We start from the raw sequence: 22,434 nt of genomic DNA on the forward strand, positions 1-22,434 counted from the left end.
CCTTAATGCCCTAATTCAATTCGGGAATTCAGGTGTGCGACCCCTTATAGTTTTCTTTCCATGCGAATCCTCGACACCGGCAGGCTCTATCTTCGCACCTGGGAAACCAGTGACTTCCCGCTCGCCAGGAGTCTTTGGGCCGATCCCGACGTGATGACTTTTCTTGGCGGGCCACTCAGCGACGACAGAATTCTTGCAAAAATACAGTCGGAAATAGTTTGTGCTGAACAACACGGTGTCCAATACTGGCCGATCTTCGAAACCCGGACCAATGACTTCGTCGGTTGCTGCGGCTTGAGGCCGTGGGCATACTCGCCGCCCGCGGGACACGAGACGGGATTCGCCCTCGTCAAGGCAAAATGGGAACAGGGATATGCTTCCGAGATCGCCGGGGCCGTCGTGAAGCATGCATTCGAAACGCTTCAGCTTCCGATGCTGCGGGCCGGGCATCACCCCGAGCATCGTAATTCGAAGAAGATCCTGCTTCGATTGGGTTTCCAGTTCGTGGATGAGGTCTTCTACAAACCTACCGGGTTGATGCATCCCACATACCAGTTGAAGAATGGCGGACCTCCCGAAAGAATCCTGGGTTGACCTGTATGCACAGCTTTCCAACAAGATTGTTGACGGCGGACCACATTGCCGGGCATCGTTACGCGTATGAGAATCAAAGTCGCCATTCTGTTGCTTGTTCTCGGAATAGTTGCCGGCAGCCCATCTCAGATACGATTCGTTCAGGCTGCTCCAGTTCAACAAGCGGCTCTTCCCGGCCGGTTGAGCGATGCCGAGTTCTGGAATCTGGCGTCCTCACTTTCTGAGCCCGGTGGATATTTCCGCATTGTGGACAACTTCACATCGAACGAGAGTGAGGTCGGGCGCCTTTTTCCGCGTGTCGCGGCCCTGGGCGGCCCTGGAGGTGTCTATCTTGGAGTCGGGCCGGAACAGAATCTCAGCTACATCGCGGCGTTGCGTCCTGCCATGGCGTTTATCGTCGACATCCGGCGCCAGGCGGCGATCCAGCATCTGATGTTCAAAGCGGTCTTCGAACTGTCGAAAGATCGTGCGGATTTCATTTCGATGTTGTTCGCGAAGCCCAAGCCGGCGGACATTGAGCCGATGGCGCCGATCCAGCAGATCTGGGGCGCATTCGCAAACGTGCCGACAGACAAGAGTCTGGCGGCAAAAAACCATGCAGCTGTCGTCGATCGGCTGAAGACCCACGGCTTTACCTTAACTGAGGACGAATCTTCTCAACTCGATCTTGTGCTGAACGCTTTTGTGCAGTATGGCCCCGCAATCACGACAAACAGCGGCGGCGGTGGCGGCGGCCGGGGTGGCAATGGCGCTTCTTTCGAAGATCTGACCGGCTGGGAAACCGATGACGGCGGTCAGCCGCGAAGTTTTCTTTCAACCGATGAAAACTACCGGTTCGTCAAAACTCTCCAGGAAAAGAATCTGCTGATTCCCGTTACCGGCGATTTCGGAGGACCCAAAGCCCTGCGGGCGGTCGGGAAATACCTGCACGAGCACAATGGAATCGTCCGCGCTTTTTATGTTTCCAACGTGGAATCCTATCTATTTATGGATGGCAAGTCCGAAACGTTTTACGAAAACGTCGCGTCGCTTCCGCTCAACGACCTCAGCGTCTTTATTCGTCCATACGCCATGCGCCAAGCCGGACGGCCTGAGCCGCTCTGCGGGATCGTGAAGTTTCTTGCTGCCGCGCAGGCGGGACGCGTCCGAACCAACAACGACGCGCTGAGTTGTCCACAGTAGGAACTGGAACACAAGAAGCACAATCCTTTTTGTGCTTTTTGTGTTCCGGTCCCGATCCCTTGAATGGCGCTCGCAGTGGGTTCAACGTCCGTTTTGAATGTGCTCCGCGATCCGTTCGGACAGCGCTGAAATCGTGGCCGAAGGATTGACGCTCAGCGCAGTTGGGATGATGGAGCCATCGGAGACGTACAGATTGGGATAGTTCCAGACTTCGCCGAACTCATTGACGACGCCTGCGGCCATATTGTCGGACATCGCGCAGCCACCCAATGGATGGGCGGTGAGAAGTTTCCTGAGCGGCCAGCGCCACAGGATACTGGTTTCGTATCGTCCTTTGACGGCTCTGCTGAGCGCCTTGAGACCGGCCTCCATCTCCTTGAACATTTCCTTGCTGCGTCGAGGATCCCACTGAATGTCGATGTTGCCTCCCGACAGGTGCATCCTGCCATCGGCCGCATCGGTCCCCATGCCGAGGTAGGGCAGGAATCTCGGTGTAACTCCGCCCTGAAACAGCCGGTCCACGCCATCCGTGACGGCGGAAGCCCGGCTGAGGCCAAGAGTCCGTAAGACATATTTATCCAGAAACTTCTTCAGGTTCCGCAGTCGGCCGGGAGTTGGCAGCGAACCTTCGAGGTACCAGAGAAGCGGATCTGGAAATCCCAGGTCCTCGATGAAAACCTTGTTCTTCGGTGTGGAGTAGTCCGCGATTGCCGTGATGTTTGGGCCGGAGCCCGGATCGATTTCGCGATCCGCGTCAAAGGCGCCGGCGAGGAGAAAATCGCCGTTGCCGGAAAACTTATCACCAAGCAGTGGGCTCAGCTGTGGCAGCGTCTTATGTAAATCGCGCGAGCGCAGCAAAATCTCCGTCGAGCCGAGCGAACCGGCGGAGACCACGACCTTTTGTCCTGTGACCGCGCCATATTCAAATTCACCGGGTTTCTCCGGATCGAGATGTTTGAAATAAACTGTATAGCCGTTGCTGCCATCGCCGCCCCGCGGCTCTATCTTCTCCACGTAGTGAAGGGGATAAACTTCGGCCCCGTTCTGCTCTGCTAGCGCGATGTAGTTCAAGTCGAGCGTATTTTTCGCATGAACATGACAGCCCAGCATGCAGTTTCCGCAGTAGACGCAGCCGCTCTGGGGCGAGCCCTGGCGATTCAGTTTGTCGGGGCCGGTATAGATACAAATGTCCACGAGTTCGCCTTTCCTTCCAGCCCCCCGGGCGGCGGCGAGAAAGGCTTCGGTGCGCTTCGGCATGTCGAGTTCCGCAGGAGGTGTGAGCGGCTTGGCCTCAAGCATGTCTTTCGCTTTATCGTAGTAAGGATCGAGCGCGTCACGCTTGATTGCCTTGGGCCATCGGGGGTTCTCGAATATCTCTCTTGGCGCCCGGATATGCACATTGAAGTACACCAGCGAGCCGCCACCGACGCCGCAGCCTTGAATGACGTCAATCTTTCCAAAGGTCCGGTAGTCGAGGAGACCGTAGTCTTTGAAGTTCCAGAAAGAGCGGGCCACCTGTCCGGTTGTCCGGGGAAAGTCTTTTCTTCCCCACCGCTTCCCACGCTCGAGAATGCAGACAGAGCGGCCCGCTTGAGCCAGACGGCAAGCATTGATCGCTCCGCCAAATCCGGAGCCGATCACGACGACGTCATACTTGTCCTTCATTGCGGATCCATTACCGCTACTTCTTCGCGGTCCTGGTAATTTCCTGATACGCGGTTTCAACGAATGTCAGCGGGGGCTTGGGAGCTGGACCGCCCCGGCCGCCACCAGCAGCAGCTGCGCCTGCACCGCGTGCAGCACCTGGCGCGCCGCCGGCAGCACCTGCGCCACGAGCGGGAGCGCCTGGCGCCGGAGCATCAGGCAGTGCGGCTTTGATCTGTTCCAGTGTCTTTCCTTCCTTCACCATGGCGGCTATCTTGTTGCGCCGCTCCATTGTCGCCGCCAGCTTGCGCTGAAGATCAGCCTTCGTCACCAGGTCTCCGTGTCCGGTAATATAGGTGTCCGCATTGAGCGCGATCATCCCCTTCACGCTTGTCAGCCAGCCTTCGGTCGAGCCGTTCTTCTCAAAATGAACGTTCGGGTTGTCGTCAGCGCGGTTGGTCACGACGATATCGCCGGTGGATACGATCTTTTGCTCCGGCAGGAATATGACGAGGTCGCCGCTCGTGTGCGCGGGAGCGAAATGATAGAGCTCGAGCTTCACTCCATCGATCGTCATCTTTTCCTTGGTCTTCGTCGTAACCTGGGTCGGCAACCGGTCGGCAGGCGGGGCGCCGCGGCCGCCGGCCGCCAGGGCCGCTTGTTGTTCCTTCTTGTTATTTTCGTGCGCGATGATCTTGATACCCGCAGGAAACGCGACCAGACCGTTCACATGATCGCCATCGCTGTGCGTAATGATGGCGGTCGTTACCGGTTTCGGAGTGATCTTGGCGATTTGCGCCAGCAGATCTTTCGCGCCGGCTTCCGTCTGCTTGGCATCGACAACGATGACGCCCGTTTTACCGATGATGATCGTGCTGTTGCCGCCGGCGCCGCCAAGAGCCGCCCACACATCGGGCTTCAGCATTTTCATCGTGATCGGCGGCGGGGCCTGTGGCGCCTGTTGCGCAACCGCCGAACTGGCGAGCGCGCCCCACACCAACACTGCGAGCCTCACATAGAGAGCCTTGGACTCTGTCATAAGGAATTGTCCTTTCTAAGTTCTGCCGGATTATAACCGTCCCGGAGGGCTTTGCCCAACGGGAACGGGAATAGCCACAAAAGGCACATGGCAGAACACGAAAGGCACAAAAACATCACGAATGACCTCACGTTCGTCTAACTCCTTAGACAGAAGGAGATTGGTTTATGAAACCCCGAATCGACTATCAAAAAGTTTCCGGCGGCGTTATCAACGCGATGCTGGGGCTCGAAAAATATCTTCATGAATGTGGGCTCGACGAAACCCTGCTGCTGTTGATTAAGTTGAGAGTCTCTCAAATGAATGGCTGCGCATATTGCATCGATATGCACTGGAAAGATCTTCGCGCCGCTGGCGAAACCGAGCAGCGGCTATACGGATTGGACGCATGGGAGGAATCGCCCTACTACAGCGATCGCGAACGGGCTGCGCTTGGCTGGGCTCAAGCCGTCACCAATATTACAGATGGACACGTTCCGGATCCGGCGTACGAAGCCACAAGAAAGCATTTTGGGGAAAAGGAGCTGGCAGATTTGACGCTGGCAATCGCGGCAATTAATGCCTGGAACCGGTTGTGTATTGCAGTCCGGGTCGCACCTGGCGCTTATCAACCTGCCGGGCAGCTCAAGAAATTGGGATAGGTAGTTCAGCCGCAGATGACGCGGATTGTTCAGATAGGGCGCATCATTAATCCCTTTTTGCGTCCCATCTGCGTAATCCGCGTCATCTGCGGCTAAAACCTCTTTCGCGTCGCGGCCCCCGAATTCCATTTTGATGCGGACGGTGTTATAGTTCGTCGCCAGCCTGTCAAATTCTGAAGTGCTTTCGGAGGCGCATAAATGATTAAGCGGACACTAGTTTGCGTTGTGTTATGTGGGTTCATGACGGCCCCCTCGCTACTCGCTCATCATTCGCTCGCGGGTGTGTACGACATGAAGAAAGATGTGGAGCTCTCGGGGGCAGTCGAAAGCGTGAAATTCGTCAATCCCCATGGTTCTTTGACTGTCGCAGTCAAGAACCCGGATGGCTCCTCGACCGCCTGGGTGCTGACACTTGGCTCGGCCACGGCTCTTGCGCAGCGCGGGATCGGCAAGACCGGACCGAATGCTCTGCACGCCGGCGACAACATCAAGGTGAAGTTCCTTCCCGCAAAAGATGGCAGCCCCCTGGGATTTCTCAAGTCGGTCACGATGCCGGACGGACGTTTGATCATGATTTCCGCCGGTAACCCGAACGATTAAACAGGAAGGGGAATCAATGGTGCTATTCGAGGCCGCGGGCTTTTCTCGAGGTTTCGCGCTGTCGCGCTTGCGCTACGCGGGGACAAGTGTCGCGATTACAGTCGCTCTGACGCTCAGCGCGCCGTCCCCGGCCCGTGCACAACAAGCCGGTGCAGCACCTGCAGCAACGCCAGGCCAAGCTGGCCGTGGAGCCGGTGCGGGCGGCGGAAGCGCGCAACGCGGCGGGGGCCGAGGCGGCCGAGGCCGCGGTGCACCGCCGTACACCCCTGCAGCCGGCGTAAAGGACCTGAAGTCCGTCCTGTTCAACTGGGCCTGGTACACGGGCATGCTGCGCAGCAACCTGGAACAAGATCTGATCATGTCGCTCGAATATCAGGGCAAGGGCACCATGCAAGTGGATGGGCAGCCCTGCAATGTGACGAAGTATCGAACCAGCATCAGCTACCAGTGGTCGGGCGAACGAATCCAGATCACCGGCACCCGGCCCAACGGCCAGAGTTGCTCCAATGTCGAGGTCCTCAGTGGCGCGTACGCCTGGAACGAAGATATTCCCGGTGCCGAACTTGTTCCCGGTAAAGGCAAGGCGACGCCCATGCCCGCAACTGTTGAAGAGCGGATGATTCGCCTGTGGGCAGGCCCGCAGGGTGCGTGGAAGGCCGCATTCGCCGGTACAGAAGCCCCCAACGCACCTAGAATGGCGCCCCGGCCCAGCACAGACGTACCAGCGGATGTCATGACGGCAGGTAAAACGTCCGTCGCGTGGGAAGGCAACAAGCCGGTGTTGACGTTCCCGATCCCGGGCGTCCCCACTGCAACGGCGACCGCCACACTCGACGCGAAGTTCATGGCCGAACGCATCGTGGTAAAAAATGGCGCGAACACTTACGAGTTTACCTACAGCGATTATAAGGATTGGAACAATCCGCTCAACCCGGCCGAGGCGCTTTACGCAGGCAAGATGACGGAGAAGAAGAACGGCACCGTCGTCCGTGATATTACGTCGACGTTGACGGAAACGGGACAGATGTATGTCGTGGTGCCTGTTCCGGCAAGCGTCAAGGCGGCGATCAAGCCAACGAATCAGCCTCCCAACTGGACGCTGGCATCCAACGCAGCACCCGCAGCGGCGACGCAGACTGCATCCGTCGTCACGCCGCGGCTGGCCAATGGGACGCCGGATATGACCGGAAACTGGGGTGGCGCCCCTCTTCCAGTCACGGGTAGCGGAACCCGCCGATGTGGTCCAACGCAGCTCGCGTGCACCGAACCGATGGACAACTTCTGGGTGGATTATGAGTGGATCTCGCCCTCGCGGTTCGGACCGAGCCGTCCCAATTACAAACCCGAGTTCTGGGACAAGATTCAGGAACTCGATCAGTGGACGAACAAGTACGATCCCGTCATGACATGTCAGCCCCTGGGACTCCCACGGCAGGGCACCCCCTTCCGGATTCTCCAGACCGATAAAGACATCCTCATGTTCTATCGACAGTATGCCGATTACGGTGGCGGAAACACCGAATTCCGCGACATCCCCACGGACGACCGCAAGCGAAACGAGGCGACGGCGATCGTAGGGACGTACTATGGGTACAGTATCGGTAAATGGGAAGGCGATACCCTCGTCATCGACTCCACTTCATTCGTCGATTCGACGTGGTTGGGACGAGGAGGCCTCTTCCATTCCGACAACATGCACATCATCGAAAAACTCACGCGTGTTGGAAATGAACTCCGATACGACATGACGATCGAAGATCCGGATTCGTTCATTGAGCCCTGGGTGATGCCGACCCGCGTCCTCCGCGCCGGAGGCGGCGACGGCATTGTTCCGGAGCGCTCGAATTGCGAAGTGTACGAAACCGGTAAGGTCACGTCGCAACAGAGACACTAACCGTTCTCTGGGAAAGAAAACTTCAGCCCGTTCCGGAGTCACTCCGGAACGGGCTGTTTTGTTTGTGCGGGACCACGAATCTCAGCTTGAATAGCGCTTTCTAATCTGCCTTCTCTACCTGCCGTAAAATCTTTTCGCCCTGTCAACAAATCGGACATGGCTGTGGGTCTTTAGAACGAGATGCAGATGCTGATTGCAACAACGCCTGAGATGATGGCGGACGAGTTGAAACGATTCGAAGATTTGTTTCGGGAAGAGGATGTGCTCCAGACCATTTTCCTGCGATTGATTCGGCGGGCGGTGCCCCCCAGTTTCAACAAAAACCCGAAAGGGTATTTCTACCGTTCCGCAGTCAATCTTTCATTGAACGCGATCCGGTCACGACGCCGTTATTTACCGCTTACCGATTCCTGGCGGACGCGGTGGATTCCTGGCGGACGCGGTGGATTCTTGGCGGACGCGGTGGATTCTTGGCGGACGCGGTGGATTCTTGGCCAGGCACAAAGCTTTTGTGCCTTTTGTGGCCACTCTTCTTTCCCGTTGGGCAAAGCGCGTCAGCCCGCAAGATCCAGGATGTACTTCCTGACATCCGGCTTGTCGAAGTCCACGGGACCCACGGCCTTTGCGACCAGCATGCCTTTCCGATCGACGACGAATGTTCCCGGTGTGCCGAACAGTCCATAGAGCCCCAGCACGTCGGACTTGGTATCGAGCGCCACGGGCATCGTATAATCATTCTCGGCCATGAACGGTTTCACGTCCTTGGCACCGCCTTCGTCGATCGAAATCGTGAGAATCCGGATCTTCTTACCTTGGAAATCTGTGAAGGCCATCTACACGGAGGGCATCTCTGCCTTACAGATCGTTCACCAGGTGGCCCAGAATCTCAGGATCAGAACATTGCCGAGAAAATCACCCGAATGGACGGCATTTCCATCGAGGCCGGCCAGACTGAACGCCGGCATCGGTTTGCGTTCCTGGATTGCTGTCAAGCCGCCCGGCAGTCCTCCGCCCGGCGCCGTTATTTTTCGGGAGCTGCAACCCGAGATAGCAATACCTGCTTCGGATGATTCGGACAGTCCGGGAAGGTCGCCTTCGCGAATGACGATCTCCGCACTGTGCCCGCCAACCGTTGGCCAGCCAAGTTCTATCCGCCAAGCCTTTTTTTTATGTTCTGAAGCTCGGCGACATCCAGGATGTCCTGAGGGCGGCCTGCCCGTTGCTTCATGTCGATAAGATCGTCGATGGAGGCAACAAAAAAAGTCCGCTGATCGACTGTTACTCTGACGGCCCGCTGGCGGAGCCTTTCGAACTGATCACTTTCGCTCACCAACAAATCCACTTCCGTGGCGCCATCCGGCGTTCGAAAGTTCAGAGCCAACATACCTTTCTCGGCTTGCCAGCGCCGAATTTGTTCGATATCTCGAATCCTTTCCAACGTCTCTGGAATGCGCGGCCGCGCACCTAATGACCACAACAGATCGATCGCAGCCACCCATGACTCGGGCGTCAATCGGGGGACGATATCGAGATCAAATGTCACGCGCGAACTTCCATGAAGTGCCGCTGCGACTCCTCCGACGATCACGAAATCAGTGTGATGGTCGTGAAGTTGGCTCAGGAGCTCGAGAAAGTTGCTCGCCATCAGATTGTTGTTGCGCGAACGCGTTGCGCAAGATCATTAGGGTTTTGGCACGTTCGCCAAGCAAGCGCAGCCGAACCGCGGCCGAATGGTCGTCTAACGGCTCAATCGGGGATTGGTCGGGCTGTACCCCGGTCCAGTCCACCTCAGGATGATCGGCTGGTTGCATGAAGCTATTCTGGCAGTAAACCGCCTGACCATTCAACAATATGAGATCTCAAAATTTGGGAGATGCACATGGCCCTGCTTGGAAGCCCGAGCGAGGTTTCATGCAAAACGCGGAATCTGAAGATGCTCGGCTGCCCGCGCCCCGATCTCTATTTTTGAGCGCCGACGTAATGCGTAGCGTCTCGATCCTCGCAGATGAATTCGATCAACTCCGTGTCCGGCATGATGCGTTGGTTGACTTTCACGGTCCACGGTTTGGTGTAGGCCTTGGGATCGTCAACGGTGATCGTGATCTCAAGACTTCCGTAGTTGGGCCGGCGAAAACGCTCGGTCACTTTGGCGGCGTCCGTGAGCGGACTCCCGCGGACGTCGAGCCACTGGCCGTCGCTGAAGCCAGTCGTTTCCACGACCAGATCGTCCCCTTCCCAATGGCCAACGGAGTAGCCGTAGTACCACGGTTCGATATCATCTTTGTTGGGCAGCTTTCGCCCATCCATGAAGATCTGGCGCAGGCCGCTGTTGGCCTCATAAATAATGACGAGAAGGTTCGGCGTCTGGATCATCTTGCGCGGTTCAGGATGGTTATGAAACTGAAGAAATCCCATCGGCAAACAGTGAGCATCGGGGTTGTCTTTCATGTTATCCGCGCGCCGTTTGTCCAGCAGTTCCTTCGCCCAGGGCTGGAACGGCAGATCATCCTTCATGCCCTGGCCGGCATTGCCGAACGTCGCGATTGGAATGCCATCCGGTGGGAGAGGCGGCACCTGCGGCCCACCGGCTCCACGTTGGCCTCCACGGCCGCCGGCAGCGGCTGGAGCAGCCTGGCCTTGGCCTGCCTGGCCACGTTGTCCGGCGGCCTGCCCCCCTCGTTGTCCACCGCCTCCTCCTCCGCGCAGACCCCACATGCCAGAGAAATCCGGCTTGCCATCCGGCATTCTGGGCGTGGGACCTTCCAGATTCGGTTTACCATCGGGAGTCTTGGGAACCTTGGGCGATGAAAATGCAGGCCACTGCGCCAGAGCCAAGGGCGAAACGGCGGCGATCGCGAGCATCAAGAAGACTGTCTTCAGCAATATTTTCATTTCCGGTCCTCTGCGTTCAGATCAGTGTATTGCTTTGTTCTGAAAAAGGTTATTTTTTTGCAAACTGGTAATCTGCTGCTTCCAGAAAATGACTTTGTTAATCGACGAAGGAGTTTTCCTAATCGACAAAATGATTTCGTCGATTAACAATCATCTGTTCACGGAAGCGGATCTGGATACCTACGTGAAGAACGTCAGGAACATTGCTTCCGACGATTTCACGGTCCAGCTGGTTCAATAAATTCGAGTCAGCGCGAATCATGATCGACTTCGATCGGGACATCCTTCATCAGTTTGCCGCCGCGACCAGCCGTGAATGGCTCGAAACCAACGGCATCGGCGGATTTGCCTGTTCCACGGTGATCGGGTTGAATGCCCGGCGGTACCATGGTCTTCTGACGGCAGCGCTTCGGCCGCCCACCGGAAGGGTCGTGCTGCTTTCCAGGATTGAAGAAACCGCGATCATTGACGGTCAACGATTCGAGCTTTCAACAAACCAGTACTTCGGAGCTGTCCATCCACAGGGCTATCTAAATATGGAGCGGTTCCGGCTGGACCCGTTTCCGATCTTCACCTTCCTTGTGGACGGCGTCCGGATCGAAAAGCTGCTGTTCATGGTCCACGGGCAAAATACGACGGTGATCGAATATCGTGTGCACGAACACGAAAAGCGGTCGGTTCAGCTCGAATTACGGCCGCTGATCGCTTTCCGTGACTATCACGGCTTAACCCGCGAGAACACCGCGCTCGACCGAAGCGTTCAGATTCATCATGACAAACTCGTTTCGGTGCATCCGTATCCGGACCATCCCAGCCTGTTTTTCGCGCACGATGCCTCCGGGGTGGACCTGGAGAGCTTCTGGTACAGGAGATTCGAGTATGCCTTTGAACGCGAGCGGGGCCTGGATGCCGACGAGGATCTCTTCAACCCATTGACCATGCGGTTTGATGCCGGCGCGCGAAACCACGCCACTGTGATTGCGTCCACGGAAATCATGGAGGTAGCTTCAGCCGGCAGGCTCCGCCAACAGGAGCTGGATCGCCGAGTCCGGATTGTTTCGGAAGACAACCTGGTCGCGACCTTGACAGCTTCGGCGGATGCTTACATTGTCGCGCGCGGTGAACAGAAGACCGTCATCGCGGGTTATCCATGGTTTACGGATTGGGGCCGCGACACGATGATCGCATTGCCCGGGTTGACCTGCCTGACAGGCCGCTATGAAATTGCCCGCAGCGTCCTGCTCGGGTTCGCGCGCTACGTCGATTGCGGGATGCTGCCGAATCGTTTTCCCGATGCGGGCGAGACTCCCGAATACAACACGATCGATGCGACCTTGTGGTATTTCGAAGCCGTCCGATCGCTGCTGCACTACACGGAAGACTATTCCTTCGTCGGCACGCAGTTGTATCCGGTGCTGTCGGATATCATCGAATGGCACATCCGCGGCACCCGCTACGGCATCCAGATGGACCGCGACGGCCTGATCGCATCCAGTGATCCTGCCGTTCAATTGACCTGGATGGACGCCAAAATCGGGGACTGGATCGTAACGCCGCGGAACGGCAAGGCGGTCGAGATTCAGGCTCTCTGGTACAACGCATTACGCACCATGGAAGATATTGCCGGAAGGCTCCGGATTCCGGCCGATGCGCAGAAGTATGCGGGCCTGGCCGAACTTGCGCAGCGCAGCTTCAACGGGCTTTTCTGGAACGAAGAGGCGGCCTGTCTGTACGACGTCGTATCTGGTGACTCGAAAGACGCGGCCATACGGCCGAATCAGATTCTGGCGGTGAGTCTGACGCATTCGATGCTCGCTAAAGAGCGCGCGAAGGCGGTCGTCGAAGTTGTGGAGCGGGATCTGTTTACTCCGTATGGTCTGCGGACTCTGTCGGCGGCGGACGCTCAATATCGGGGGAGTTACGAAGGTGATCCAGTCGCGCGCGACAGTGCGTATCATCAGGGGACCGCGTGGGCATGGCTGCTCGGCCCGTTTATCGACGCCTATTTCAAGGTGTATGGCAGGGGCATGGAGACTCAGGATCAGGTTCGGAACCGGCTGCGGGGGATGTCCGCTCATTTGAGTGAAGCCGGCCTTGGCCACGTTTCGGAGATTTTCGACGGTGATTCGCCGCATCATCCGCGTGGATGTTTCGCTCAGGCCTGGAGCGTCGCGGAGATTTTGCGGGCTGTGGTGGAAAACGGGATGGCGGAGAGTAAACGCGTTGGGAAGACTCGAATTTAAGATGGTGTGTGAGCGACCCCCTGCCGTGCCTTCGGCACGTCTGTCCCCCTGTATCAGGGGGACAGTAAACTCTCCCCCTGATACAGGGGGAGAGACGACCGCGAAGCGGCCGGCAGGGGGTCGCTCACACACCATGTTCGTGTAGTATTCCCTCCTCATAAGCCCTAATCAGCTGTTCGAGCGCGCCGATGCGGCGGCGCATGGCTTCTCCCTCTTCGGTATCGGCAATCCGGCGCGGGTGCGGGTACGCTCGAACGGTTGTCACCTTTGGAACAATGTCGGCGCCGGCGGTGATGGCGCCTTCGATCGAGTCGAAGTGATGATGTTCGGCAAGAGCGATCCGTTCAGGAGCCAGAATCAACGTATAGCCGCGATCTCCATAAGCTTCCGAAAACGCCCCGTCAATGGTGACGGCATTGCCGCCGCGTTTAACCGGGTCTTCCCCGCGCTCAACCTTGACGGGAACATGCCCATTGACGATCAGCGCGTCCTGCTCAACACCCATTTCGGCGGCGATACGGCGGCAGAAATCAGCATCATGAATGAACTGAAAATAAGGATTCTTGGTCTCCACGTGGGTGTCTTTGTCTTCGACGAAGTAGGTTTCTAATGTGGTCATCCGGTCTTTGCCGAACATCGGCGAGCGCGCTCCGTTCCACAAATACCAGAACCAATCCGCATCGCCGCCCACAGTTGATGCCCCTTTACGAAACGCCCGGCGCACGATCGATTCCAGCGCGGTGAAAAGTTTGCGCCCGGCGCATTCGGTTCCATCAATGTTCAACGAAAGAAAGTCTCCCTTCGCATCGACCGGGACGCAGCCATGAAAGATCAGCGTATGGTCACGAACCAGCCACATGGCGCCCCGCTTCGCAACGAACGAGAGCTGTTCCCACAGCCGCCGGCTGGTGACAAAAGACTGGCGCAACCGGTCCATGCAGGCGCGTTCTTCCGGCGACAGTGCATATGGATCTCCCGGATCCAGTGTCGGCAGCCTGGTGTCGCGCATGGCGTAGGTTTTCCCATCAATATCAACGGTGCCGGCCGCGGGATTGATGCGATGGAGCAATCGAGCGTGATCCATCTCCCATTCCGGATGGCGCAGGCTGGTTTGTCCTTCAAGCTTGAACTGCATGATCGCGGCCGCTTTCTGCATGCGTGCCATCAGCAGATCGTCCCGCAGACCGGCTCCGCGCGCCTGGAAGCGTTCGGCCGGATCATCGGCGTAGACCGTACGCGCCAGCTTTTCCAGGGGAGAAACAATCAGGCCGTAACCTTCTTCAAGCTGGGAAAGGCGCCGGTAACGCAGCGAAATGCGGAGCACTGTCGCGATCAGCGCCTCCTGCCCAAGACAGGCGCCCATCCACGACACATCATGATTGCCCCAGGTGAACGACACGTCAGGCTGCTGCATGAGATACTCAATGACCATATCCAGGCGCGGCCCGCGGTCACCAAGATCTCCGGCGACGATAATTTCAGAAATCGATAGATTCCGTACCAGACGGGAGGCCGCGCGAACGGCGGATAGATCGCGGCCGTGGGCCGCCAGTGTCTCCATCATCGCATCGATGTAGGCTTGGCCTCCGGCGATGGATTCATTCAGCAGCGTCTCGAAAAATTCGCGGTGGGCTTCGGGCATGAGAGCAAGGACCCGATTGCGCCGGTACCGCCGCGCCAGCTCGCGCACAATCGCGAACTGCCGCCGCAGCGTCTTCAGAACCCAGTCGCGGCGCGATCGTGGATCCGAAAGCTCGGGCCCGAGATGTTGCATCAACTCCTGGGGATAATAGAGCACGGCCAGCAGCTCACGTAGTTCTGTCTCCGTCAGCTTCCCGGCGAACACGGACTCGACAAGCGGACGCAGGCTCCCGGATGCATTATTGATGACATGACGCAGTTTCTTATACTCACCGTGCACGTCGCTGACGACGTGAATGACGCCCTTGGGCAGCGATAACGCGGCGCGCAACGCGGCCGCTTCCGAAAGCGCGGAATCAATTGTGGGATATTGCGCGGCGAGCGCCTGAAGCAAAATCAACGGATCGGCGTCAGGAGAGCTGGTCATACGGGATGCTTCAGCGCAGCATCAGCGCAGCGTCAGGGTCGCGGCCCGGGCGGCGCCGTAAAGGGCGGTGCTCGGATTTGTGATGACGCGTACCGGGACCTTCTCGAGCAGCGCCGAGAGCCGGCTCTTATCCGTGAAGGCGCGCATAAAAGTCCCGCTTCTTAGTTTTTCGATAATTTTCGGCGCGATCCCTCCGCCGACGTAAATTCCGGCCACCGCCATCGCCTTCAGCGCCAGATTCCCGGCTTCCGCTCCATAGATCGCCACGAACATTTCCAGGGCCCGGACGCACAGCTCACTTTCTCCGGCGAGGGCCGCCTGTGAGACCGCGGCGCTGGGATCCGATTGCTTCAATTTATCGGTGAGCCAGGGCTCTTCCGTTCCGTAGCCGGCGTCGCGCAGGAAACTATAGATGTTGAACAGCCCCGGTCCGGAAAGAACGCGCTCATAACTGACGTGCCCGAAACGCTTGATCAAGTGCCTGAGCAGCTCGATCTCGATCTCGTTGCGCGGCGCGAAGTCCGCATGTCCGCCTTCGGAAGCGACAGGGGTATATGTGGCCCCTCCCCAATGCAGAATGGCTTCGCCAAGGCCGGTGCCGGCAGCAATCAGTGCGGCATCTCCGTGAGGCGGCGGTGCGCCTTCATTCAGGGTGATGAACTCATCGGGCCGCAGCAGGAAAACGCCGTGAGCTGTAGCTTCTAAATCATTGATCAATTGGACATTAGAGGTGCCGGACACGGTCCTGAGACCCGCGGCCGTGATGGTCCATGGCAGGTTGGGTGTCTGGACGGATTCATTGATGATGGGTCCGGCTATCCCGAAACAGGCGTGTGTGATTTGTCCGGCGGCAAGGCTGGCCCCGCCGCTCCCGGCAGTGGAGAGAAACTCGCGGATGACGTCCTCGAGTCCGGCGAAGTCCTTGCTGCGGAAGGTTTGCCCGGCCGCCGCGGTTCGCAGATTATCCGGGAGGAAAAGCGCCAATGCACATTTCGTGCCGCCAATATCGCCAGCTAGAATCATCGCCTGTGTGTGCCCTCGAAAACGGCAGGAGTGTAGTAGAAAAGCCACACAGTTGCGAGAAGATTCCGGGGGAAGATTTCGGATGGCAAATGCGCATCGGCGTGCTAAATTCCGACCGATATGAACGGTGATCGAAACGATAAAAGCGGCAAGCAGATTTTGATCCTTGGCGCGGGCTTTGGCGGTGCCTACACGGCGCGCCACCTAGGCAAAATGCTGCGGCCGGAAGAAAGCTCCATTTCCATTGTAAACCGCGAAAATTACTGGGTTTACCAGCCCCTACTGCCCGAGGTCATCTCCGGGAATATCGGTCTCACGGATACCGTCTCCCCGATACGGCGATTGTGTCCGCGCGCCAACCTGATCATGCGGGACGTGGTCGAGATCGACCTCGAGAACCGCCTGGTGACGCTCAGTCCCGGCTTCCGGCCAAAGCGAGTCCAGATCCATTACGACCAGCTTGTCATCGCTTTAGGAAACGTCACGAACTTTTTCGGAATGCCCGGTCTTCAGGAGCACGCCATGCCCTTTCGAACTCTGGCCGATGCCGTTCGACTGCGCAACCACGTGATTCACGCTCTGGAAGAAGCCGACTTCGAATCCGATGCGGAGCTGCGGAGAAAGTTGCTGACCTTTGTCGTCGGAGGCGGAGGGTTTTCCGGCGTCGAGGTCATCGCGGAGTTGAACGATTTTGTCCGGGCGGTCGCGGGTCATTATCCCCGCATCAACACCGCAGAGATTCGCTGCGTTCTGGTGCATTCCGGCCCACGACTCTTACCCGAAATGGTCGAAGGTCTGGCGCTGTTCGCGGAAAAGGTGCTGCGAAGACGGGGTGTCGAAATTCGTTTGGACGATCGTCTCCAATCCGCGACTTCCGAAAAGGCAACTCTGAAATCGGGCGTTGAAATCCCGACCAAGACGATCGTGTCGACGGTGCCTTCGGCGCTTCCGCCGGTCCTCGATGCGCTCCAGGTGCCGAAAGAGCGGGGACGCCTGCAGGTCAACACGCAGCTCGAATTGAGCGGGTACGAAGGGCAGGTATGGGTTGTCGGCGACTGCGGCGCAATCAAAACCGTTGCCGGAAATCCCGTGCCCCCCACTGCGCAGCACGCCACCCGGCAGGCGAAGACTGTCGCCCATAACATTACTGCGGCCATTCGCGGAACGGCGCGTACCCACTATACCTTTGAGGGTCTCGGCAAGCTCGGCTCGCTGGGCCACAATACCGCGGTCGCGGACATCCTGGGCCTTCACTTCTCGGGCTTCTTCGCGTGGTGGCTGTGGCGGGCGATTTACCTGGTGAAAATGCCCGGGTGGAATCGCAAAATCCGTATTGCCACCGATTGGTTCATGAATCTGCTGTTTCCTCCGGACCTGGTGCAATTGCGAGTCGCCGGCACGTCGGGAATCACGCAGCAGCGTTTTCAGGCTGGTGAAGTTGTTTTTAACCAGGGAGACGTCGGAGACAGCGTATACGCGATTCAAGAAGGGGAGTGCGAAGTCTTGCGCGAGGCAGACGGTGTGATCGAAGTGGTTGCCATGTTGGGTCCGGCGTCATTTTTCGGAGAAATGGCCGTACTTGGCGATTGTTACCGGAACGCTACCGTAAAAGCGAAAACTCCAGTGCGGGTACTTTCGATGTCGAAAACCGACTTTAACAAGATCCGCGAAATGGTTCCCGCTTTCGCCGCAGTATTCACGAACCTGGCGCAACGCCGCGGGCGGCCCGCGGTCTCAGAGGAGCCCCCGACGTCGAAGACGGCGGCCCGGGCTTAGGCGGGGCTTGCACAAACGTCGATGAGATGGACATTCCATTCCCCGCCTTTCAAAGGCGGGGTGCCGGAGCGATCAAAACGTTAGAACGCGAGGGCGGGGCGGTTATCCAGGAACCGCGCAGCGCACCTTGTTTTGTTTGGAGTTACCAACCGCCCCGTCTGCGCCGCTAAGGAACGTGATCATTTTGTTTATGGCGCAGCCACCCCGCCTTTGAAAGGCGGGGAATACCTCTCGCTTTACTCTCCGCTTTGCTCCAGCAGCTTCGCGACCAGAGCGCTCCATCCTGTCTGGTGGCTGGCTCCCAGACCCGCACCGTTGTCCCCGTCGAAGAACTCGTAAAACAGGATGTAGTCGCGCCAGTTTGGATCCGTTTGAAACTTTTCCGCTTTACCAAACACCGGACGCCTGCTGTCGGCATTACGAAGAAAGAGCCTGTTCAATCGCCGCGACAGTTCCGTCGCGACTTCCCAGAGGGTCATGAGTTTTCCCGACCCGGTGGGGCATTCCACTTTTAATTCGTCGCCATAATAATAATGAAATTTCTGCAGCGATTCGATCAGCAGATAATTCAAAGGAAACCATATCGGGCCGCGCCAGTTTGAATTGCCGCCGAACAGATCGGTAATCGATTCGGCAGGCGCATAGTCTACTTTAAACTCGCGGTTATCGACCTGAAGGGTGAATGGATGCTTTTTGTGAATCTTCGACAGGGAACGGATACCGTAGGGCGAAAGGAATTCATTCTCGTCAAGGATGTATTGAAGGGCCCGCACCAGATGGTCGCGGCTCACCATGGCGAGAAGACTGCGGGTGCCGGCGGCCGACGTCTGGCTCATGTCGATGTGTTCCCGCACGTGAGGCACATTCTCGATAAACCACTGCATGCGGCGCTTGAAGCCGCTGAGCCGGCCAACCATGTCCGGTTCGAGCGCTTCGACACCGAACAGCGGAATAAAACCCACGGCGGAACGCGCTTTCAGCATGCGATGTTTTCCGTCCGGCATGCAGAGGGCGTCGTAGAAGAATCCGTCATCGTCATCCCATAGCGTGAAGCCCAGTCCTCCGATATCCGTCATCGCATGAGCGATGTGCACGAAGTGTTCGAAGAACTTGCTGGCCAGGTCCTGATAGTTGGAATTCTCCCGTGCCAGTTCGAGGGCGATGGTCAGCATGTTCAAACAGTACATGCCCATCCACCCTGTCCCATCGGACTGTTCGATGTGACCGCCGGTCGGCAGCGGAGCGGAGCGGTCGAAGATGCCGATATTATCCAGTCCGAGGAATCCGCCTTGAAAGACGTTGCGTCCTTCGGCGTCCTTGCGGTTGACCCACCAGGTGAAATTCAGCATGAGTTTCTGAAAGACTTTTTCCAGAAACGCCCGATCCGCGACGCCTCGAATACGCTTTTCGATCTTGTAGACGCGCCAGGCAGCCCAGGCGTGTACCGGCGGATTCACGTCGCCGAAAGCCCACTCATAAGCCGGCAACTGTCCGTTGGGGTGCATGTACCATTCGCGCAGCATCAGAATGAGCTGCTCTTTGGCAAAATCCGGATCCACGATGGCCAGGGCGACACAGTGGAAAGCCAGATCCCAGGCGGCATACCAGGGATACTCCCACTTGTCGGGCATGGAAAGAATATCGGCGTTGTAGAGATGGGACCATTCCTTGTTTCTTCCATTCAGGCGTTGACGGGGTGGTGGCGGCTGCCGGGGGTCGCCTTCCAGCCATGTCCGGACGTCGAAATGAAAAAACTGCTTGGACCAAAGTAGTCCTGCGAGCGCCTGCCGTTGGACATTATTCCCATCGGCTGATTTGCATTTTCCCAGACGTTGTGAATAAAACTCGTTAGCTTCGGTGATTCGTTCCAGGAAGCAGGTCTCGAAGCCGGAACCGAAGGTTTCCGCATTCGGCATCGTTTCGCTGAGCCGAAGGCGAATCGTTCCGATTTCTCCCGCCGGGACATCCAGCCGATAATGCGCGGCGGCCTTGGTGCCGGTCATGGCAGGATTAATCGCGCCTGTTATGCCCCCGATGATGTAATTGTGGAACGCGTCTTTAACGTACGGCGAAGGGCTCGCCTTTCCGGACAAACGCTCATAGTTGGTTTCGTTTTCCGTGAACAGCAGTTCCGGCGAGCCTTCACATGAGAGCCAGCGCCGGCCGTAATAGTCGTGCTCGAGTTCGACGACGCCGGCCACATCCATATGATTAGCGCGCCGTAGCCCGGGACGCCGGGGATCCTGGCCCCACGACCATGTATTGCGAAACCAGACGGTCGGCAAAATTCGCAATTCGGCGGTTTCGGGGCCCTGGTTGAATGCGCTGATCCGAATCAGGATATCGTCAGCGGCTGCCTTGGCATATTCGACGAAAATGTCGAAGTAGCGGTCTTCGGCAAACACACAGGTATCGATCAACTCGTATTCGGGATCGAACTTCGTGCGCCGCCGGTTCTCTTCGATCAGCTGGGAGTAGGGGAATGCCCGCTGCGGATACTTGTAGAGAAATTGCATGTAGGAGTGGGTCGGCGTGGAATCCAGGTAGTAATAATACTCTTTGACGTCTTCGCCATGATTGGCCTCGGATGGGACGAGACCAAAAAGGCGTTCCTTCAGGATGGGATCCTTGCCGTTCCAGAAGGCGAGGGCAAAGCAGATGAGTTGATGGCGGTCGCTGATGCCGCCGATTCCGTCCTCACCCCAGCGGTAGGCGCGGGAACGCGCGTGGTCATGAGGAAAATAATCCCAGGCCGTGCCGTAGGGGCTATAGTCTTCCCGGACCGTGCCCCATTGGCGTTCACTCAGATAGGGCCCCCAGCGCTTCCAATGCTGGTTGCGCGTACGTGATTCTTCGAGCCGCCGGTCTTCGGCGCAATGATTTCTCTTCAAATGTCGATCGTTCTCCACTGCCGGCCGTCACGCTTGAGCAGTTCGTCGGCTTCGCGCGGGCCCCACGTTCCGCAGTCATAGTTCGGAAAACTGCGGGGCGGCAAAGCTTTCCACACATCGAGAATAGGAGTCACGACGCTCCAACCGACTTCGACGGTGTCGGCGCGATGAAACAGAGTGGCGTCGTCCTTCATGCAATCGTGCAGGAGCGTTTCGTAACCCGTATTTGGCGTCGTGCCAAAGTAGTCGGAATAACGAAAATCCATGTTCACGCTGCCCATACGAACGGCCGGGCCCGGCACTTTCGCGCCGAAGCGGAGCTTGATTCCTTCTTCCGGCTGAATCTGAATGATCAATAAGTTAGGGGTAAGGTGCTCCACGGATGTCTTGCGGAAGAGCTGGAAAGGCGGTCTGCGGAACTGAATCGCAATTTCAGTCACCCGTTTCGCCATCCGTTTTCCGGTTCGCACATAGAACGGAACATCGGCCCATCGCCAGTTATCGATCAGGAGCTTCAGAGCGGCATAGGTTTCGGTGGTCGAATTCGGAGCCACCTGGGGTTCGGTCTTATAGCCGGGCATGGGATTGCCGTTGCGGCTGGCGCCGTATTGTCCTCGCACGGCTCGCGTCAGGACGTCCTCGGGTTCGATCGGCGTAATCGCCCGGAGGACTTTCGCTTTCTCGTCGCGGACGGCATCGGCCTCGAATGAAATCGGCGGCTCCATGGCGATCAGCGCGATCAATTGAAAGATATGGTTCGGGATCATGTCGCGCAGCGCACCTGCCTCTTCATAGTAAAGGCCTCGCTGCTCGACCCCGACAGTTTCGGCCACCGTGATCTGCACGTGATCGATATAGCGCCGGTTCCAGATCGGCTCGAAAATGCTGTTCCCGAAACGAAACACCATGATGTTCTGGACGGTTTCCTTGCCCAGGTAATGATCGATGCGATAGATCTGCCGCTCGTCCAGCGTTTTGGTAATTTCGCGGTTCAGCGCCCGGGCCGAATCGAGATCACGCCCGAATGGTTTCTCGATGATGACCCGCCGCCACTGGCCATTCTCCTCCGTACTCAGGTGGGCATCTCCCAACTGGCGCACGATTTCGGCAAAGAAAGTCGGATTGGTTGCCAGGTAATAAAGATAGTTGCCTGCTGTGTGGTGTTCCTTGTCGACTTTTGCGAGAACGGTGCTCAGTTCCTGATATGCGGCAGGATCGTCAAAGGTGCCGGACACGTAATACAGTCTCCGGACAAGCCAATCGAGCAGCGGCTGATCCACCGGCTCGGATAAAAAGCCGGCGAAATCCTGGGTTATCTTTTCGCGGAACACCTCGGTCGTCATTTCGTTCCGCGCGATGCCGACGACGGCAAATTCTTTTGGCAGCAATTGCGCTTTTGCCAGATTGTAGAGTGCCGGGACAAGCTTCCGCTTGGTCAGATCACCAGCAGCGCCGAAAATGACCATCAGGCACGGGCCTGCGGGTTCTCTGAACGGCTCGGGAAATTCAAGGAACGCTTCCTTTGCAGACATAACCTAACCTCCGGATGCCCGCTCGACGTGGCCTCCAAATTTCTTTCTCATTGCCGACAACATCTTTTCCGCAAACGTGTGATCCTGCCGCGACCGGAAACGGGTGTAGAGACTTGCCGACAGCACGTCTACCGGAACCGCCTCCTCGATGGCGGCCATGATCGTCCAGCGGCCTTCGCCGGAGTCCTGCACGGAACCGGTGTACTCGGAGAGCGACGGACTCTCCGCCAATGCCATTGCCGTTAAATCCAGCAGCCATGAACCGACGACACTGCCTCGCCTCCAGACTTCCGCAATGTCTGGGAGATTGAGGTCAAAGCGATGCTCTTCAGGAAGTTCGTTCGAGTTTGCATTACGGAAAATGTCGAATCCTTCGGCATAAGCCTGCATCAAGCCATATTCGATACCGTTATGC

The 22,434-nt window shown here is 57.5% G+C and carries 17 protein-coding genes; 7 read left to right on the forward strand and 10 right to left on the reverse strand.

Annotation, left to right across the window (positions count from 1 at the left end; all coding sequences use genetic code 11):
- Positions 1-60: 60 nt before the first annotated feature.
- Entirely contained in the window at positions 61-594 is a 534-nt protein-coding gene (locus VGK48_28755; protein ID HEY2385184.1) for a GNAT family N-acetyltransferase, read from the forward strand.
- 66 nt (positions 595-660) lie between these two features.
- Positions 661-1,776, forward strand: a complete 1,116-nt coding sequence (locus VGK48_28760; protein ID HEY2385185.1) for a hypothetical protein — start codon at positions 661-663, stop codon at positions 1,774-1,776.
- Positions 1,777-1,857: 81 nt separating this feature from the next.
- Here the strand turns inward: VGK48_28760 and VGK48_28765 are convergent, their stop codons facing one another.
- Together VGK48_28765 and VGK48_28770 are read right to left on the reverse strand one after the other, a co-directional pair.
- The gene (locus VGK48_28765; protein ID HEY2385186.1) at positions 1,858-3,441 is read right to left on the reverse strand and encodes a GMC family oxidoreductase; all 1,584 of its coding nucleotides are present in this window, start codon (positions 3,439-3,441) and stop codon (positions 1,858-1,860) included.
- 16 nt (positions 3,442-3,457) lie between these two features.
- Positions 3,458-4,459: an MBL fold metallo-hydrolase gene (locus tag VGK48_28770; protein ID HEY2385187.1), complete on the reverse strand. Its 1,002-nt coding sequence runs from the start codon at positions 4,457-4,459 to the stop codon at positions 3,458-3,460.
- 167 nt (positions 4,460-4,626) lie between these two features.
- Here VGK48_28770 and VGK48_28775 point away from each other — a divergent pair, with 167 nt between their 5' ends.
- The 3 genes from VGK48_28775 to VGK48_28785 all read left to right on the forward strand — a co-directional run bounded on the left by VGK48_28775 (position 4,627) and on the right by VGK48_28785 (position 7,594).
- Positions 4,627-5,100, forward strand: coding sequence for a carboxymuconolactone decarboxylase family protein (locus tag VGK48_28775; GenBank protein ID HEY2385188.1), 474 nt, complete (start codon positions 4,627-4,629; stop codon positions 5,098-5,100).
- A gap of 240 nt (positions 5,101-5,340) precedes the next feature.
- Positions 5,341-5,700 carry a DUF6152 family protein gene (locus VGK48_28780; protein ID HEY2385189.1) on the forward strand — a complete coding sequence of 120 codons (360 nt, stop codon included), beginning with the start codon at positions 5,341-5,343 and terminating at the stop codon, positions 5,698-5,700.
- Between the two features lie 16 nt (positions 5,701-5,716).
- Entirely contained in the window at positions 5,717-7,594 is a 1,878-nt protein-coding gene (locus VGK48_28785) for a hypothetical protein (GenBank protein ID HEY2385190.1), read from the forward strand.
- 554 nt (positions 7,595-8,148) lie between these two features.
- Here the strand turns inward: VGK48_28785 and VGK48_28790 are convergent.
- The 3 genes from VGK48_28790 to VGK48_28800 all read right to left on the reverse strand — a co-directional run bounded on the left by VGK48_28790 (position 8,149) and on the right by VGK48_28800 (position 10,486).
- Positions 8,149-8,427, reverse strand: a complete 279-nt coding sequence (locus VGK48_28790; GenBank protein HEY2385191.1) for a TlpA disulfide reductase family protein — start codon at positions 8,425-8,427, stop codon at positions 8,149-8,151.
- Between the two features lie 314 nt (positions 8,428-8,741).
- The gene (locus VGK48_28795; GenBank protein ID HEY2385192.1) at positions 8,742-9,239 is read right to left on the reverse strand and encodes a hypothetical protein; all 498 of its coding nucleotides are present in this window, start codon (positions 9,237-9,239) and stop codon (positions 8,742-8,744) included.
- 314 nt (positions 9,240-9,553) lie between these two features.
- Positions 9,554-10,486: a hypothetical protein gene (locus tag VGK48_28800; GenBank protein ID HEY2385193.1), complete on the reverse strand. Its 933-nt coding sequence runs from the start codon at positions 10,484-10,486 to the stop codon at positions 9,554-9,556.
- 260 nt (positions 10,487-10,746) lie between these two features.
- Between VGK48_28800 and VGK48_28805 the strand changes: the two genes are divergently transcribed.
- Complete coding sequence (locus VGK48_28805; protein ID HEY2385194.1) at positions 10,747-12,729, forward strand: amylo-alpha-1,6-glucosidase; 1,983 nt, start codon at positions 10,747-10,749, stop codon at positions 12,727-12,729.
- 124 nt (positions 12,730-12,853) lie between these two features.
- Here the strand turns inward: VGK48_28805 and VGK48_28810 are convergent, their stop codons facing one another.
- Both VGK48_28810 and glk read right to left on the reverse strand, forming a co-directional pair.
- Positions 12,854-14,797, reverse strand: coding sequence for a fructose-bisphosphatase class III (locus VGK48_28810; GenBank protein HEY2385195.1), 1,944 nt, complete (start codon positions 14,795-14,797; stop codon positions 12,854-12,856).
- A gap of 21 nt (positions 14,798-14,818) precedes the next feature.
- On the reverse strand, positions 14,819-15,820 hold the full coding sequence (glk, locus tag VGK48_28815; protein HEY2385196.1) for a glucokinase: 1,002 nt from the start codon (positions 15,818-15,820) through the stop codon (positions 14,819-14,821).
- Between the two features lie 120 nt (positions 15,821-15,940).
- On the opposite strand from glk, the gene VGK48_28820 reads away from it, so the two are divergent.
- Complete coding sequence (locus VGK48_28820; GenBank protein HEY2385197.1) at positions 15,941-17,596, forward strand: FAD-dependent oxidoreductase; 1,656 nt, start codon at positions 15,941-15,943, stop codon at positions 17,594-17,596.
- A 236-nt stretch (positions 17,597-17,832) separates the two neighbouring features.
- Here VGK48_28820 and VGK48_28825 read toward each other — a convergent pair whose 3' ends face one another.
- From VGK48_28825 to VGK48_28835, 3 genes are all read right to left on the reverse strand, one after another.
- A complete protein-coding gene (locus tag VGK48_28825) occupies positions 17,833-20,487 on the reverse strand; it encodes a glucosidase (protein ID HEY2385198.1) in 2,655 nt (884 codons plus the stop codon).
- Positions 20,484-22,019 (reverse strand): glucose-6-phosphate dehydrogenase, encoded by a 1,536-nt coding sequence (gene zwf, locus VGK48_28830; protein ID HEY2385199.1) that lies wholly within the window; start codon positions 22,017-22,019, stop codon positions 20,484-20,486. Before zwf ends, VGK48_28825 begins: the two co-directional genes overlap by 4 nt.
- A 3-nt stretch (positions 22,020-22,022) precedes the next feature.
- A partial coding sequence (locus VGK48_28835) for a 6-phosphogluconate dehydrogenase (decarboxylating) (protein HEY2385200.1) occupies positions 22,023-22,434 on the reverse strand: 412 nt, incomplete at its 5' end.

The sequence above is a fragment of the Terriglobia bacterium genome (assembly GCA_036496425.1).
GTDB lineage: Bacteria > Acidobacteriota > Terriglobia > 20CM-2-55-15 > 20CM-2-55-15 > 20CM-2-55-15.

What these genes read in the sequence shown, in the direction of transcription:
- glk (HEY2385196.1), bottom strand. Translation starts at nt 15,820, where the DNA reads ATGATTCTAGCTGGCGATATTGGCGGCACGAAATGTGCATTGGCGCTT.
- VGK48_28820 (HEY2385197.1), top strand. Translation starts at nt 15,941, where the DNA reads ATGAACGGTGATCGAAACGATAAAAGCGGCAAGCAGATTTTGATCCTT.
- VGK48_28770 (HEY2385187.1), bottom strand. Translation starts at nt 4,459, where the DNA reads ATGACAGAGTCCAAGGCTCTCTATGTGAGGCTCGCAGTGTTGGTGTGG.
- VGK48_28765 (HEY2385186.1), bottom strand. Translation starts at nt 3,441, where the DNA reads ATGAAGGACAAGTATGACGTCGTCGTGATCGGCTCCGGATTTGGCGGA.
- VGK48_28780 (HEY2385189.1), top strand. Translation starts at nt 5,341, where the DNA reads ATGACGGCCCCCTCGCTACTCGCTCATCATTCGCTCGCGGGTGTGTAC.
- VGK48_28795 (HEY2385192.1), bottom strand. Translation starts at nt 9,239, where the DNA reads ATGGCGAGCAACTTTCTCGAGCTCCTGAGCCAACTTCACGACCATCAC.
- VGK48_28790 (HEY2385191.1), bottom strand. Translation starts at nt 8,427, where the DNA reads ATGGCCTTCACAGATTTCCAAGGTAAGAAGATCCGGATTCTCACGATT.
- VGK48_28760 (HEY2385185.1), top strand. Translation starts at nt 661, where the DNA reads ATGAGAATCAAAGTCGCCATTCTGTTGCTTGTTCTCGGAATAGTTGCC.
- VGK48_28785 (HEY2385190.1), top strand. Translation starts at nt 5,717, where the DNA reads ATGGTGCTATTCGAGGCCGCGGGCTTTTCTCGAGGTTTCGCGCTGTCG.
- VGK48_28800 (HEY2385193.1), bottom strand. Translation starts at nt 10,486, where the DNA reads ATGAAAATATTGCTGAAGACAGTCTTCTTGATGCTCGCGATCGCCGCC.
- zwf (HEY2385199.1), bottom strand. Translation starts at nt 22,019, where the DNA reads ATGTCTGCAAAGGAAGCGTTCCTTGAATTTCCCGAGCCGTTCAGAGAA.
- VGK48_28810 (HEY2385195.1), bottom strand. Translation starts at nt 14,797, where the DNA reads ATGACCAGCTCTCCTGACGCCGATCCGTTGATTTTGCTTCAGGCGCTC.
- VGK48_28775 (HEY2385188.1), top strand. Translation starts at nt 4,627, where the DNA reads ATGAAACCCCGAATCGACTATCAAAAAGTTTCCGGCGGCGTTATCAAC.
- VGK48_28805 (HEY2385194.1), top strand. Translation starts at nt 10,747, where the DNA reads ATGATCGACTTCGATCGGGACATCCTTCATCAGTTTGCCGCCGCGACC.
- VGK48_28755 (HEY2385184.1), top strand. Translation starts at nt 61, where the DNA reads ATGCGAATCCTCGACACCGGCAGGCTCTATCTTCGCACCTGGGAAACC.